10 protein-coding genes and 1 pseudogene are annotated in these 14,375 nt (G+C 53.0%); 8 read left to right on the forward strand and 3 right to left on the reverse strand.

Features of this window, described 5'->3' with window-relative positions:
- Position 1 precedes the first annotated feature (1 nt).
- The 8 genes and pseudogenes from BKK81_RS06325 to tnpC all read left to right on the forward strand — a co-directional run.
- Positions 2-2,140 carry a bi-domain-containing oxidoreductase gene (locus BKK81_RS06325; protein ID WP_071011435.1) on the forward strand — a complete coding sequence of 713 codons (2,139 nt, stop codon included), beginning with the start codon at positions 2-4 and terminating at the stop codon, positions 2,138-2,140.
- A complete protein-coding gene (locus BKK81_RS06330; RefSeq protein WP_071016150.1) occupies positions 2,137-3,969 on the forward strand; it encodes a heparinase II/III family protein in 1,833 nt (610 codons plus the stop codon). The genes BKK81_RS06325 and BKK81_RS06330 overlap by 4 nt, the downstream gene beginning before the upstream one ends.
- Positions 3,969-5,234 carry a glycosyltransferase family 4 protein gene (locus tag BKK81_RS06335; RefSeq protein ID WP_083384205.1) on the forward strand — a complete coding sequence of 422 codons (1,266 nt, stop codon included), beginning with the start codon at positions 3,969-3,971 and terminating at the stop codon, positions 5,232-5,234. Before BKK81_RS06330 ends, BKK81_RS06335 begins: the two co-directional genes overlap by 1 nt.
- Complete coding sequence (locus BKK81_RS06340; protein ID WP_071011437.1) at positions 5,231-5,842, forward strand: sugar transferase; 612 nt, start codon at positions 5,231-5,233, stop codon at positions 5,840-5,842. Before BKK81_RS06335 ends, BKK81_RS06340 begins: the two co-directional genes overlap by 4 nt.
- Positions 5,842-6,486, forward strand: coding sequence for an acetyltransferase (locus BKK81_RS06345; protein WP_071011438.1), 645 nt, complete (start codon positions 5,842-5,844; stop codon positions 6,484-6,486). Before BKK81_RS06340 ends, BKK81_RS06345 begins: the two co-directional genes overlap by 1 nt.
- 4 nt (positions 6,487-6,490) lie before the next feature.
- Complete coding sequence (locus BKK81_RS06350) at positions 6,491-7,666, forward strand: DegT/DnrJ/EryC1/StrS family aminotransferase (protein WP_071011440.1); 1,176 nt, start codon at positions 6,491-6,493, stop codon at positions 7,664-7,666.
- Positions 7,667-8,082: 416 nt separating this feature from the next.
- The gene (locus BKK81_RS35225) at positions 8,083-10,218 is read left to right on the forward strand and encodes a hypothetical protein (protein WP_156811153.1); all 2,136 of its coding nucleotides are present in this window, start codon (positions 8,083-8,085) and stop codon (positions 10,216-10,218) included.
- A 134-nt stretch (positions 10,219-10,352) separates the two neighbouring features.
- Positions 10,353-11,101: pseudogene (gene tnpC, locus BKK81_RS06360) on the forward strand (IS66 family transposase); the annotation flags it as partial.
- A gap of 211 nt (positions 11,102-11,312) precedes the next feature.
- On the opposite strand, the gene BKK81_RS34110 reads toward tnpC, so the two are convergent.
- The 3 genes from BKK81_RS34110 to BKK81_RS06370 are packed head-to-tail and all read right to left on the reverse strand — an operon-like array spanning position 11,313 to position 14,352.
- Positions 11,313-11,981 (reverse strand): acetyltransferase, encoded by a 669-nt coding sequence (locus tag BKK81_RS34110; RefSeq protein WP_083383977.1) that lies wholly within the window; start codon positions 11,979-11,981, stop codon positions 11,313-11,315.
- Between the two features lie 53 nt (positions 11,982-12,034).
- Positions 12,035-13,246: an acyl-CoA reductase gene (locus BKK81_RS06365; protein ID WP_071011443.1), complete on the reverse strand. Its 1,212-nt coding sequence runs from the start codon at positions 13,244-13,246 to the stop codon at positions 12,035-12,037.
- A complete protein-coding gene (locus tag BKK81_RS06370) occupies positions 13,243-14,352 on the reverse strand; it encodes a LuxE/PaaK family acyltransferase (RefSeq protein WP_071011445.1) in 1,110 nt (369 codons plus the stop codon). The genes BKK81_RS06365 and BKK81_RS06370 overlap by 4 nt, the downstream gene beginning before the upstream one ends.
- Between the last annotated feature and the right edge of the window lie 23 nt (positions 14,353-14,375).

Below are 14,375 nucleotides of genomic sequence, written 5' to 3' on the forward strand. Positions count from 1 at the left end.
AATGAAACAAATTATTCAAGATATCCGCGGCGGCGCCACGGAGATTAAATTGGTGCCGAGCCCGGCAATCGGATCTCAAAATGTAATATCTCACACGCGAATTTCGCTGATTTCGGCTGGCACAGAACGAATGCTGGTCAATTTCAGTCAGGCTTCCCTCTTGCAAAAAGCACGCCAGCAGCCCGAGAAGGTACGGATGGTCCTTGAGAAGGTTAAGTCCGACGGCCTGGCGGCAACGATTGGAGCGGTTCAATCCAAGCTATCGCAGCCTCTGCCGCTTGGCTATTGCAACGTGGGCGTAGTAACAGAAATAGGGAGTGGTGTTACCGGCTTTAAGGTCGGTGACCGTGTGGTATCGAATGGGCCACATGCAGATGTGGTATCTGTAGCGCAAAATTTATGCGCGAAGATTCCCGATGAAGTAGATGATGAAGCGGCATCTTTTGTTGTCGTTGCGAGTATAGGTTTGCAGGGAATCCGCCTAGCTCAGCCGACGCTAGGGGAGTCGTTTGTGGTCACGGGCGCAGGGCTCATCGGGCTCTTAACTGTGCAGTTGTTGCGCGCCCATGGATGCCGAGTGCTCGCGATCGATTTCGACGACGGCAAGTTGGCGCTAGCTCGCAGATATGGAGCGGAAACCTGCAATCCGGGTCAAGGCGAAGATCCAGTCGCAGCAGGTATGGCGTTCAGTAGAGGGCGAGGCGTTGATGGCGTGATAATAACGGCATCCACTAAGTCGTCGGATCCGGTAACACAAGCCGCGAGGATGAGTCGGAAGCGCGGACGAATTGTGCTAGTCGGAGTTACAGGGCTAGAGTTGAATCGAGCAGATTTCTACGAGAAGGAACTGACTTTCCAGGTCTCCTGCTCCTACGGTCCTGGGAGATATGATCCGAGCTATGAGGAAAAAGGTACGGACTATCCGCTGGGCTTTGTTCGCTGGACCGAGCAGCGCAACTTTGAAGCCGTGCTTGACATGCTTGCTAGCGGCCAGTTGAATGTATCATCGCTCATTACACATAGATTCTTGTTTGAAGAGGCTACAAAAGCCTACGAAGTATTGACGGAGGACAAGAGTGGACTTGGAATCCTCCTTCAATATTGCTCGCCAGCAGAAGAGCGAAGTATTCGAAGCGTCGTTCTCAAGGCTAATTCCAATTTCGACGCGAAGCGGCCTGTGCTGGGTTTTGTCGGTGCGGGAAATTATGCCTCACGCGTATTGATTCCTGCCTTCAAGGCGGCGGGAGCACAGCTGCATTCCATCGTTACCAAGGGTGGCACAAGCGGTGTTATTCACGGAGAGAGAGCGGGATTCTCGGTTGCCTCCACCGACTTGGAGGCAATGCTGGGTGATAGATCGATCAATACTATAGCGATAGCAACGCGTCACGATTCACATGCCAGATTTGTGAGGCAGGCGCTCAATGCCGGAAAAAATGTTTTCGTTGAGAAACCGTTAGCTATTCGGTACGACGAGTTGGATGAGGTCGAGCTTGCTTACACCACAGGCCAAGGCGAAGCAGGGAACGGGCTGCAATTGATGGTCGGCTTCAATCGTCGCTTCTCTCCGCAGGTGCAGAAGATGAAGTCGCTGCTGCAGACAATCAAAGAGCCGAAGTCATTTATCTTGACGATGAATGCTGGAGCAATACCTGCTGATCACTGGACCCAGGATAGCACAGTTGGTGGCGGGAGAATTATCGGAGAGGCCTGTCATTTTATTGATCTGATGCGTTTTCTTGCGGATAGCCGTATCAATTCTATCCAGGCCCGGCGAATGGGCGATGTGCCTGGTATGGCTATCACAGAAGACAAGGCATCTATCACGCTGGGTTTTGAAGATGGCTCCTTCGGCACGATCCTGTATTTGGCGAATGGATCAGCGAGCTTTCCGAAAGAGCGTGTGGAGGTCTTCGCCGCCGGTCGCGTGCTGCAATTGGATAACTTCCGAAAGATGAAGGGATTTGGGTGGCCTAACTTTAGCCGCTTTAATCTTTGGCGACAGGATAAGGGACAAACAGCGTGCGCTGCCGCGTTCCTGAGGGCCGTCGAAACTGGCATACCGGCAATCCCCCCCGAGGAGATCTTCGAGGTAGCTAGAGCGACCATTGATGTGGCCAACTTGTTGCGTAAGCAATGACGAAACTCCTCTTGAAGGCGCGAGCGGTCTTGGCACTTGGCCTTCCCAGCGTCGTTCGAGCTGCATCCTATCGTCTTGGCGTAAAGCTGGCCCTAAATCCGGTTAGGCGATTAGAAGGAGCGGCTCCTAAGGGGCCGTTCTTTCAGGCGAAGCGAGGTGATTCTCCACCTGTCTCGACAACGACGCAGTGGGTTTCCTTTGCGCTGCTTTTTGGACGCTGGAATTATCGGATATCAGATCTGCCGCCGGATTGGTTGGGAAATCCACTTACCGGTAAGCGAGTGCCGGATCCTACGCGGAATTGGTGGCAGATTCCCGATTTTGATCCGGCGGTAGGCGATATAAAGCTAATTTGGGAGTTGTCCCGCTTCGATTGGGTGATCGCCTTTGCTCAGCAAGTTAGAAATGGTGATCCTACTGCCAGGGCTAGGCTAAATCACTGGCTTTCGGATTGGTGTGCAAATAATCCGCCCTATCGAGGCCCTAACTGGAAGTGCGGGCAAGAAGCATCTATAAGAGTAATGCATCTGGCTATGGCTGCGGTCATACTGGGTGAGGTACAGATGCCACTCGCTGGATTGAAGGAATTATTGCTCAGACATCTCCATCGTATAGCCCCTACTATTAAGTATGCTGTTGCTCAAGACAATAATCATGGTACGTCCGAAGCGGCCGCACTATTTATAGGCGGGAGTTGGCTTGAACACGTGGGGGTGGGGCGGGCAGCTGCTTGGCGAAAAACAGGGGAAAAATGGCTCGAGGACAGGGCATCGAAGCTGATTGGAGTGAATGGAAGCTTTAGTCAGTATTCGCTCAACTATCACAGAGTAATGCTCGACACTTTCAGTATTGCGGAGGTCTGGCGCCTGCATTTACGTTTGCCTGCCTTTTCTCAGCGATTGCGAGATCGATTGCAGCTAGCCACGAACTGGCTCTATCAAATGATAGATAGAGATAGTGGCGACGGCCCAAATGTGGGTGCGAATGACGGGGCGCGTCTATTGCAATTGAGTGATTCTGATTATCGTGATTTCCGACCTAGCGTTCAGTTGGCTATGGCGATACACATGAATCGCTTGGCTTATGGTAAGGATGGTCATTGGAACGACGCATTGCATTGGCTAGGAATTCCTCTGCCTAGCGATTTGCACCCAGATCAAGCTTCTTGCATTGCAGATGATGGGGGCTTCGCCATACTCAGAAACAAAAATGCAATGGCACTACTTCGCTATCCGCGTTTTCGATATCGACCAAGTCAGGCCGATGCTTTGCATGTGGATTTCTGGGTGGCTGGGGAAAATCGGCTTCGCGATGGTGGAACGTTCAGTTATAACACGGAGGAGTCATGGTTAAACTATTTTTCTGGGACCGTAAGTCATAATACGGTGCAGTTTGATGGAAAAAATCAGATGCCAAAGGTCAGTCGTTTTTTATTCGGAGACTGGCTCAAGGCGGAGAGGGTGGAGTGGTTAGTTGAAGAAGAGGGAAGAACAAGTTTCGCGGCAGCTTATCGTGATCGGTCCGGTCTTAGTCATTCGCGCAAAATTCAGCTGGAAGCGAGGCGTTTGAGCATCGTAGATGAGATTTCAGGATTCAAGAAGACGGCTGTTTTGCGTTGGCGCTTGAGTCCTGGAGATTGGCGATTAGATGCGAGCCGAATCTATAACGATGGGCATGAGCTTAGAGTCAGGGCAAGCATGCCTATCGTTAGGATGGAAGTGGTTGAGGGCTGGGAGTCACGCTATTACCTTGAGAAAACCTCTCTGCCGGTATTGGAAATTGAAGTGAGAGAGCCGGGAACTTTAATAACAGAATATAAATGGGAATAATGAGGGTACTGTATTTTCATCAACATTTCACCACCCCGAAGGGATCAGCTGGAATTCGCTCATACGAAATGGCGCGGAGGCTAGTGCTGCGGGGTATTCACGTGACAATGGTCTGTGGGAGCTATGGTGGTGGTAAGACAGGACTAGAGGCGCCATTTGTGAACGGCCGGAGGCGCGGCGTTGTCGATGGCATTGAAGTTATAGAGTTTGACTTGGCGTACTCCAATAGTGATGGCTTCATAAAGCGGGGCCTCACCTTTCTCAGGTTTGCGGCACGCAGCGTTGGGCTAGCGCTGACTGAGTCGTATGATGTCTTGTTTGCGACCACGACACCACTTACGGCCGGCATTCCTGGGATCTTTGCGCGTTGGTTGCGTGGGAAGCAGTTCGTGTTCGAGGTGCGCGATTTATGGCCCGAGTTGCCGCGTGCCATGGGTGTAATTCGGAATCCAGTAGTACTAATGGCCATGTCGGTACTGGAATGGTGTAGCTATCACTCGGCTCATCGACTCATAGGCTTATCACCAGGAATCGTAGAGGGAATTGAACGCCGAGGAGTTCCGAGCGAGCGCGTCAAGCTTGTGGCGAATGGATGCGACCTTGATATATTTGGCGCGAAGGTCGAAAAGTGGCGCCCGTCGGGGGTGAAGGAAGCAGATCTCCTTGCCTTGTTTGCGGGCACACATGGGATGGCCAACGGATTGGATGCCGTACTTGATGCAGCATTGGAGTTAAAGAAGCGCGGGCGCGACGACATTAAATTGGTATTTGTTGGACAAGGAAAGCTCAAATCGAATCTGATGGCACGGGCCGAACGAGAAGGGCTGCATAACGTTATATTTCTCGAGCCGGTGAATAAGGCCCGTTTGGCTGGCTTGATGGCCGCAACTGATGTCGGATTACAGATTCTCGCAAACGTACCGGCCTTTTACTATGGAACATCACCGAATAAGTTTTTTGACTATATAGCTGCTGGGTTACCAGTACTAAATAACTATCCGGGTTGGGTTGCCGGTCTGATTGAGGAGCATCAGTGCGGGTTTCCAGTGGCCCCGGATGATGCAGGAGCCTTTGCCAGTGCTCTCGAATTCGCGGCGGAGAACAGAGAGGCGCTAGAGGAGATGGGGAGGAGGAGCAAGTCGCTCGCGGAGAAGGTGTTCGACCGAGCGCTGCTGGCGAATCAATGGGCAAATTGGGTACTTAAGCAAATGCCATACGATGGCGAAGTTAGATTAGATGCGCCATCAAAAGAGGGGGGGGAATGAAACGTCTTTTTGATGTGGTGTTAGCGTCGGTTGGGTTGATTGTATTCGGATTGCCAATTCTATATCTAGTATTGCAGGTCCGCCGCAAGTTAGGCGGTCCAGCTTTCTTTCGTCAAGCCAGGCCTGGATTAGGAGGGGAAATCTTTCAGATGATCAAATTCAGGACGATGACGAATGAGCGTGGAGAAGATGGAAAGTTGCTGCCTGATGCTGACCGTCTGACTACATTTGGTAGATTTTTGCGTGAAACAAGCCTCGATGAGCTCCCGGAGCTTTGGAACGTTCTGAGAGGAGATATGAGTATCGTGGGGCCACGCCCCTTATTGGTAGAGTATTTGCCTCTGTATACTCCTGCGCAAGCGCGTCGTCATGAAGTAAGGCCGGGAATAACAGGGTGGGCGCAAGTCAACGGAAGAAACTCGCTAAGCTGGAAGGAAAAATTCGAGTTGGACGTGTGGTACGTCGATAATCACTCCTTTCTGTTGGATCTTAAGATCATTTGGATGACCGTTAAGAAGGTCATCGCACGAGATGGGATCAGTGCTTCCGGTGAGGCGACGATGCCAAAATTTGACGGAATGATAGAGCGAGCGAAGGAAGGAAAATAATGAAGCTGGTCGGCGTTTACGGAGCTAGCGGTCTTGGCCGTGAGGTGATGCCGCTGATTCGGGAGGGAGTTGCTTCATCTGGAGATAGGGAACTTGTATTCATTGACGATCGTCTATCGGGCGGTTATGTGAATGGCTGCCATGTCCTGAGCTATGAAGATTTTCTAGCGGCTGCCGCTGAACGGAAGGAGATTTCGTTTGCGATTGCCGATAGCAAGGTGCGTGAGCGACTGGCTCTTCGTGCTGAGGAGGACGGGATTTTAATCGGAGAGGCAATCGCGAGTAACGCGGTTGTCTTGGATGATGTCGAGATTGGTGCAGGTTCGATAATCTTCCCCTTCGTGACGCTGACTAGTAATATAAGAATTGGTCGGCAATTTCATGCCAATATTTATTCTTATGTTGCACATGATTGCGTGATTGGAGATTATGTGACATTTGCACCAGGTGTAAAGTGCAACGGTAACGTCGTGGTCGAGGATCATGCTTATATCGGTGCGGGGGCAATAATAAAGCAGGGGAGGCCGGGGGAGCCGCTTGTCATTGGAAGAGGTGCTGTAGTTGGAATGGGCGCTGTAGTAACTAAGAGTATTGCGCCTGGGATGACTGTCGTGGGAAATCCAGCGCATTTGTTCGAGAGGTAACCTTATGCTAAATACTAATTTCTCGCCTTGGCCGAGCTTTTCGCAGGAAGAGATTGAGGCGGTAGGCGCTGTACTTAGATCTAATAAAGTTAATTACTGGACTGGAAGCATTGGACGCGACTTCGAGGTCGAGTTTGCGCGCTGGCTCGGGGCAGAGTATGCGGTTGCTTTGGCTAACGGAACACTCGCTCTTGACATCGCACTTAAGGCTCTAGACGTCGGGGCTGGCGATGAGGTGATTGTGACGTCGCGGACGTTCTTGGCATCAGTATCGAGTATTGTGCTTGCCGGTGCGGTCCCTGTGTTCGCCGATGTGGATCTTGACAGCCAAAATATCACAGCCGAATCAGTACAGCGCGCAATAAGCCCGAAGACGAAGGCAATTATCTGCGTTCATCTTGCGGGGTGGCCATGCGACATGGACCCTATTCTTGAGTTGGCGCGTGAGCGTGGTCTGAAGGTGATCGAGGATTGTGCACAAGCACATGGCGCTGTTTATAAGGGACGAGCGGTGGGAACGATTGGCGACATCGGTGCCTGGTCGTTTTGCCAAGACAAGATCATGACCACCGGAGGTGAGGGAGGCATGGTAACGACAAATGATAAGGAGTTGTGGAGCCGTATGTGGTCGTACAAGGACCACGGCAAGAGCTGGGAAGCAGTATATGAGCGCGATCACCCGGCGGGTTTTCGTTGGTTGCACGATTCGTTCGGTACAAATTGGCGCATGATGGAGATGCAAGCGACGATCGGGCGGATCCAATTAAGGCGAATGAAGGAGTGGTCAGCGCGACGTTCTGAGAATGCGTTGGCCCTTGCCCAAGTGCTTGGAGCATGTGATGCACTCAGAGTCCCGATGCCCGAGAAGAATATTCAGCACGCATGGTATAAGTTCTACGCCTTTGTGCGTCCGGATGCATTGGCCAGTGGATGGAGCCGCGATCGAATTATGTCAGAGATTAATGCGGAAGGTGTGCCCTGTTATTCTGGATCTTGCTCGGAGGTCTATCTAGAGAAAGCTTTCGACGGCACTGGCTGGCGCCCATCCGAACGGCTGCCAGGAGCACGACATTTGGGGGAGACCAGCTTGATGTTGCTTGTGCATCCTAGCCTGACTGCGAATGAAATTGAAAGAACAGGTAAGGTAGTTCAAGACGTAGTGGCGCGCGCGACTCGCTAGATTTAGCAATTGCCGTTGCTTAGAATCCAATCAGTAGGCAGCGATTCTGCGCGGATAACGCCAGTTCGTGTCATGCTAGGTGGTGCGAGCGGATATTGATGGAGGATTTTATGCTCCCTTTATAGCAAGGGTGCAACTCCGGCGATCGGCCGCCCCTGGGAAGCGACTCTAGTAGTTCTGCTGACGTTCGCAGATGAACAATTTCGGGAAGTAGAAGGGCCCCCCTGCCGTACGGGAAGAGCGTGCGGCAGGGGGGGCGGGAATTTATGCTGGAATGGTCGCAGAAGCATCAATGTCGATGCAAATACTTTTGCACTAAAATTTAAGACTTAACTCAGAAAGACTTCTCTGCCGCTAGGTGGAGAAACTTGCTTTTGCGCGCAGTGTGTTGGAGAACCACTATCGCGGGAGGGGACATGCGTCGGCTTAACTTCGACTTGATGTTACTGGTGGCCTTTTTATTGCTGTCGACGCTCTTTTCTCTTGGGTGGTGCGACGATATCGATTCAAAAATTATTTCGGTAGGGAAGAGCTATGATGTAAATCCCAAGCCAAACTATCGAGATTATTATTCGGAAGATGTGCATTCTGCGCTGACCGACGGGAGTCGGGTTGGAGGGAAGATGTGGCTTTCCTCTCGTGCTCTAACATGGAAGAGAGTGGGGCGAGTAACAATCTCATTAGATTTGGGGGAAGTTTCCTCGGTCGGTCGGATCAAAGTTCATTCGAGCGCTGGATCAGTGGGAGGTGTCAGTTTCCCCGCACATATTTTCGCCTATGGTAGCCAAGATGGAAGAAGATTTGCCTATCTAGGTGATTTGATGGAGAGGGCGTCAAGCGATCCGGTTTCAAGTTATGAAGAGAAAGATTTTCTGACGTCGCTCAATGGAGTCGCTCTTCGATTTGTCAGACTCGAAGTGCTGGTTGTTCCACCTTACTTTTCAGTTGATGAAGTTGAAGTTTATGCTGGGAAAGGTAAAGGCAATGGAATGGAATTTCCGATTTTGCCAGATGCCATTGTTGCTGATTCAGATCGCAGGGCGGCGCAGCGAGCGGAGGAGAGTTACGCCATTCGAGATGTCGGCATACTAACGAAATTGGGCGCTCGCCAAGGTGAGGACCGGAAGACAAGACGTGCCGAACTCTTGCGGAGAGCCTATCCAGGTCGTACTTTTGTTAGCCAAGTGGTATCTCCTTGGGCGGAGATTTCCCCGCTGGAGATGCCGAAGGACGTCGCAATGGAGGCGAAGGCCCAGATGTTGCTGCCGATCGACGCGTGTGATTACAAGTCGGTGGTCGTGAGCAATACATCAAGCGGAGCAATAGATCTTACGTTGGATAGTACTGTTACAGGGGCAAAGTACGTTGATGTCGGCGTTTTTGAAGCGAAGGTAGCTCGCGATAGAGACGGGGTTGGTCACTATGACCCGCTAGTGCTAATTGAGAAAAGCATTTCCCTTGATATTGGTGAATCAAAGTTCCTTTTCCTTCGATTTTGCGGTAGAAGGGCTGGCTCAGCGAGCTATAGATTTGCGATCAAAAATGGCCGGGAGCAATTTCAGCTTGCGGCATCTTTAAAAGCGGTGGACTTGAGCTGGAAAAAGTATGCCTTGGGCGCGACCACTTGGAGTTACCTTAACGGCAAAATTATCAATGATGTGGTAAAGGCAGCAGTTCAAGATCTCATTGATCATCATGAGGATACGATAGTTGTGCCAATTACGTCGATTGGTGCGTATCCTTCGGCCAATGTCGAGAAATTGACTCGATATTTGGATTATTACAATCCAATGATTCGTGCTGGGCTGATTAAGCGCGTAATACTGTTTGTTAATCAAAAAGGTACGGCAATAGCGGCGTCAGAGCCGAAGAAGGCAGAGTTCGCGCAGTGGTATAAATCTGCAATTGGTGCGGTTGAGTCCGCAGGTTTTAATAAGGAGGGGGTTTACATCTATCCGTTTGATGAGCCGTCTGGGGGGGATTTGAAGGCTGCATCCGCAGTATTTTCTTGGATGAGGAGAGCATTGGATGGGGTTAAGATTTTCGTCACGATTGATAATGAAAAAGCTCTGGCTGCACTGGGAAGGGTTGATATCGCAGTGGTTTTGCCCGTGATTGAGGGTGTAGCCAATCAACAGAGTGAGGAGGTCTGGCTGTATGATACAAAGGGGCCGGCAAAGGGCAATGATGTATATACATATTATAGAATGCTACCTTGGAGGGCTGTCGCCAAGTCCATGTCTGGCGTAGGTTTCTGGAGCTATTCGGATTTCGGTGCGGTGGGAGATGTTTGGAATGATCGAAGTGATGGGGGGTATAATTATTCACCAATCTATATTGATAAAGCTGAGCGGCTTCTCTCTAGTCGACGTTGGGAGGCTTGGCGGTCAGGGTTAGAGGATGCCGCATTTCTTCGGGCACTGGATCAAAAGCGCGCTAAGCATGTTTCGAATGAGATTGCCAAAAGTGTTATAGGGGTGCCGCTAGGCTCGAAGGGGGATGCTGACTTGACTAAGCAACTCATAATTCGAGAGTTGGTGGAACGACCTTGAGAATTCCGTCCGGCTAGTAAGTGTGTGTTCGAGTGTCTGGCCTCGACGAGCGGCGCCGCGTGATAATTTCCCACCCGCTCACAGGCTTTTCTGTAGCGATTGAGCGAAACCTATGCAGGTTAAGCAGCCAACGGGTGTACGTGCGCGATGACAGTGCGTCGGGCGATGCGACGCCGCCGGCCGTCTGGTTTTCCTACACACCGGACCGCAAAGGCATCCACCCGCAGCACCATCCAGGCTCTGTCAAAGGGACGTCGCAGGCTGATGCGTACGGTGGCTATCAAGCGATCTACGAAACGGGACGCGTTGCCGAAGCAGCGTGCTGGGCCCATGCCAGACGGCAATTCTACGAACTGCATGCAGCCCGCCCGAATGCCTTGAATACCGAAGCGCTGGAACGCATTGGAGCGCTCTACAAGGTCGAAGAGCAGATCCGGGGCAAACCCCGCCCGACGAGCGTCGCGCATATCGCCAGGCGCAGGCGCGCCCTCTACTCGATCAACTCCACGCGTGGCTGAGCGACACGCTGGAGACGCTCTCACGCAAATCCGACACGAGTCGAGCGATTCTGTACGCATTGAATCGGTGGGCGGCTCTCACGCGCTATTGCGACGACGGGCAGTTGGAGATCGACAATTTGCCGGTCGAGCGTGCCCTGCGCGGCGTGGCCATCGGGCGGCGCAATTACCTCTTCGTCGGTGCAGACTCTGGCGGAGAGCGCGCTGCGGCAATCTATAGCTTGATCGGCACAGCCAAACTCAATGGCGTCGATCCCGAGGCCTATCTGCGCCTCGGGATCGCGCGCATCCCAGATCACGCGGTCAACCGTGTCGACAAGTTTCTGCCTTGGTTCGTTGCCGAGCAACTGGTTAAGCCAGCGTAACTGCATCGGACGTCAAGGCGGTGCTGGCTACATGCTTACCTTGAGGCGCTATCTGTTCGCACATCACACACTATTGGCGCACCGATCTGTAAGACGAGTGGCACCCACCTGCAGCCCCGCCCTCAATAATTTCCGCTGCCTGTTCTCAGCCGGCCGCCATTCAGCACGTTAAAGGGAAGATTGGTCGAGAAATCGGAAGCGCCACAACCTCTCAACGAACCCTAAGTGCGCTCACTTGGTACTGCCCGCGTGAAGAGATAAGCTGCCTGTCAATGGCATTTGCTCGCACCCCCGTGTGAGTGTCGACAATGCACTCGTTGCCAATATGAATCCGCGGATATATTGTGGCGCGAGTACCGAGAAAACAACCCGCGCCGATTCCCGCATCGCCATTCAGCGCCACGTACGGGGACAGCACGGAGAATTCGCCGACTGATGCGCCATGCCCGATGCTACAATGAACGTTGGCGACCGAGCCGTCCGCCATACTGGCATTTCGATTTACAATGGTGTAAGGACAAATCACTACGCCCAAGCCTATCTTTGCCGCCGGCGAAACAATCGCCGTTCTGTGTGCGTAAGCCGGCGTCGGCACGTTGTTGGCCGCTAGCTTTTCAAATACGGCCCGACGTCCTTTCACGGAGCCAATAGCTACGATCACGCATAATCCCGGCTGAGCGCGAAATTCGCCAATTCCGCCGAGGTGCGGCAAATCAATGCCGTCAGGCACCTTGCCGCCCGGCGTGTCATCGATGAATCCCACCACCGAAGGAGCGCCCTGCAGAGCCTCTTGCTGCAAGTAGTCATATAACTCAAGGCCAAAACCTCCGGCACCCGCAATGACGACAGATGAGAATGAGCTGGCGTGGATCAACGGCATAGGCGTGGAAGTGTCAAGTTATGATATCTCGGGGGACTGGGGGAATGCCTGCTTCAAGCGACAGTTATCTCTCGCATGAAGACACGCAACAGGTCGAAGCCGTCCCAGACCGGGGCGAAATCCAGTGCACGCCCAAACGGCACGATGCGATCGATGCCGGCGAGTGGGCTCGCCAGCACGAAGTCGCGCAACAGTTGAGCTCCGAATCCTGCATACGACACCGTTTGAACGGTTCGGTTCAGCAAGGGCCGAATGGCGTCGAGGGTCGGCAACATTGACTCGAAGAATAAGCCGGCGCCGCAGTGAAGGTTGTCGTGCAAGGCCGGCTGGTCGAGCCAAACTCGAACGAGGTCATTGTTCGCCGTGGGGCGAATGCCGACATCCGCTTCGATGGCCAACGCATCTCCCGCCACAAGCTTATTGACATAGTCCGCGTCGCCGAATCTCTCTTGCTTGCCAGCAAGGAAGCGCTCGAACCGGGCCCAGAAATCTGTCGAGGCTGTCTCAACTTGACCTGCATCGCCGACCCATAATATGAGGCGGGGCGAAGAGCAGGCCATCTGATCGAACCAGTAAGCATCGTTGTAGAAAGCTTCGATCCAATCTGCCCGCTGTGCTTCATGGGCCTCCAGCCAGCCCACCGAACTAACGAGTGCAAGCGAATACTTATTGGCAAATGCCACTTCCGTCGCTGTAGGCGCCAGAGGTAACTTACGGATATGCTCGACAGTACTGTTTCCGCCCCATATTACTCGTACGTCGCAGACAGCCGACATGCGGGTGGTGATCCGGTCATCGGCGGCGTATCGCACCAACAGCGTGCGCTGCGCGATTTCACGATGGGCAGGGTCTGCAAGCAGCGCCGCAATTGCGCCGACCAAGAGGTCCGCCTGCTGCGATGGTTTCGATGATAGACGGACGATGTTGCGATTTCCGGTCAGCAGCGATAGAAACCACGAATAGACAAAGATCGTATCAACGTTGGACGGCGCAATGTGCAGCACGGTCCCGCGAGGGGTCAGCAACGAGCCGCCCATGCGCCGCTCCATATCGGTGCGCAGGCGGTTGAGATTGGCGCGGCGCATCCAGAAACCGAGCGCGGTCAACTCAGGATAAGTTCGCGCTTCGGGCATCCGCATTAATCGCGCCGAGAGTGCCTCTACAAATGCGAGCGATGCTTCATCGAACGCGGGCAATGGGGGCACCTCCCCCAAGGCTTCTGGCAGCGATGAACCAGGTATTAGCGATTCATAGTCAAGCATCATGCCTCCACCTTCGCTGCCATCGAAGCCTCTGCCGCGTGAGTGTCGCTACAACCGCGCAATTCTGCCTTCGCCACGCGCCCGTGCACACGGAACGTGCGACCGAGTCGGCCGCAGGGGCAATCATCCAGACCTGTCCATTCGCCGATATCTTCCGTAAGCAAGCTATGACCAGGATAGCTTGTAGGCAAAACGGACAGCACTTGAATAAGACCTGTTTTTCCCCTTGGCAAGACAGACCAGTCGCGCGCGTCACGAATCAAAACGTCCGCAAACACAGGCGCGTGCAACCGGCCATGCTCGCACTCCATGAAGACAGAACCGACCTGCTCTACCATGCCGTAGAAATTGTGTACCGCTTGGATGTTGAGCTTGCTTGCCAGTGCAGCCTTGAAAGTGTCGTTGTCGACCGCTTCGTCCAGCAATTTCTTCCAACCACCGCTGTGAATCAGAATCGCGTCCTCGAATCGAGGCGCATCGGGCATGTCCTTGAGCGCCTGGTAGAGATACTTCCAGACCATGAAAGTAAATCCGAAGAGGAACACTCGCTGTCCGCGGTGGCGCTCAAGAAATGCTCGGATTACGTCGACATCCGGCATCATGTCCTCGTCACGCAAGGCATATGTGTGATCGCGACCGAAATTGGACAAGCCAAGGATGCCAGCTCCACGCGCCGAAAACGACTGGCGATTCTTGATCACGCCCGGATGGTCAATTATCAGCATGGGCAGGCGGGCTTTGCCGAGAAACTGCTGGAGGATCAACACCAGCGTCTTGGTCTGTGCCATTGCGGTTTCGCGATCGAGCACGATTCGCGACACGCGCTGCGAAGTGGTGCCTGACGACGTCAGCACCTTGAAGATACTATCCTTCGCAACCGAGCTCAGCTCATATTCCTTGAACAGACGTACAGGAATGAACGGAACCTGCTCCAACCCGAATGGCTGCCTCGGCTGATAACCATGCGCAAGCAAGATGCGTTCGTATGGATTGCAGCGTGCTGCATGCTGCCATGTCAGGTCACTCAACGAGCTGGCAAGATAGATAGATTTTTCGCCATGTGCCATGCCATAGACAGGCCATGCAAAGTAAGGGCGTTCGGTTGTCATGTCTTGTTCGCTTGCAGATTTGA

It is taken from the genome of Cupriavidus sp. USMAHM13 (assembly GCF_001854285.1).
GTDB lineage: Bacteria > Pseudomonadota > Gammaproteobacteria > Burkholderiales > Burkholderiaceae > Cupriavidus > Cupriavidus malaysiensis.

Excerpts from the sequence above, each read along its gene's own strand:
- BKK81_RS06325 (WP_071011435.1), top strand. The coding sequence starts at position 2 with ATGAAACAAATTATTCAAGATATCCGCGGCGGCGCCACGGAGATTAAA.
- BKK81_RS06330 (WP_071016150.1), top strand. The coding sequence starts at position 2,137 with ATGACGAAACTCCTCTTGAAGGCGCGAGCGGTCTTGGCACTTGGCCTT.
- BKK81_RS06335 (WP_083384205.1), top strand. The coding sequence starts at position 3,969 with ATGAGGGTACTGTATTTTCATCAACATTTCACCACCCCGAAGGGATCA.
- BKK81_RS06340 (WP_071011437.1), top strand. The coding sequence starts at position 5,231 with ATGAAACGTCTTTTTGATGTGGTGTTAGCGTCGGTTGGGTTGATTGTA.
- BKK81_RS06345 (WP_071011438.1), top strand. The coding sequence starts at position 5,842 with ATGAAGCTGGTCGGCGTTTACGGAGCTAGCGGTCTTGGCCGTGAGGTG.
- BKK81_RS06350 (WP_071011440.1), top strand. The coding sequence starts at position 6,491 with ATGCTAAATACTAATTTCTCGCCTTGGCCGAGCTTTTCGCAGGAAGAG.
- BKK81_RS35225 (WP_156811153.1), top strand. The coding sequence starts at position 8,083 with ATGCGTCGGCTTAACTTCGACTTGATGTTACTGGTGGCCTTTTTATTG.
- BKK81_RS34110 (WP_083383977.1), bottom strand. The coding sequence starts at position 11,981 with ATGCCGTTGATCCACGCCAGCTCATTCTCATCTGTCGTCATTGCGGGT.
- BKK81_RS06365 (WP_071011443.1), bottom strand. The coding sequence starts at position 13,246 with ATGATGCTTGACTATGAATCGCTAATACCTGGTTCATCGCTGCCAGAA.
- BKK81_RS06370 (WP_071011445.1), bottom strand. The coding sequence starts at position 14,352 with ATGACAACCGAACGCCCTTACTTTGCATGGCCTGTCTATGGCATGGCA.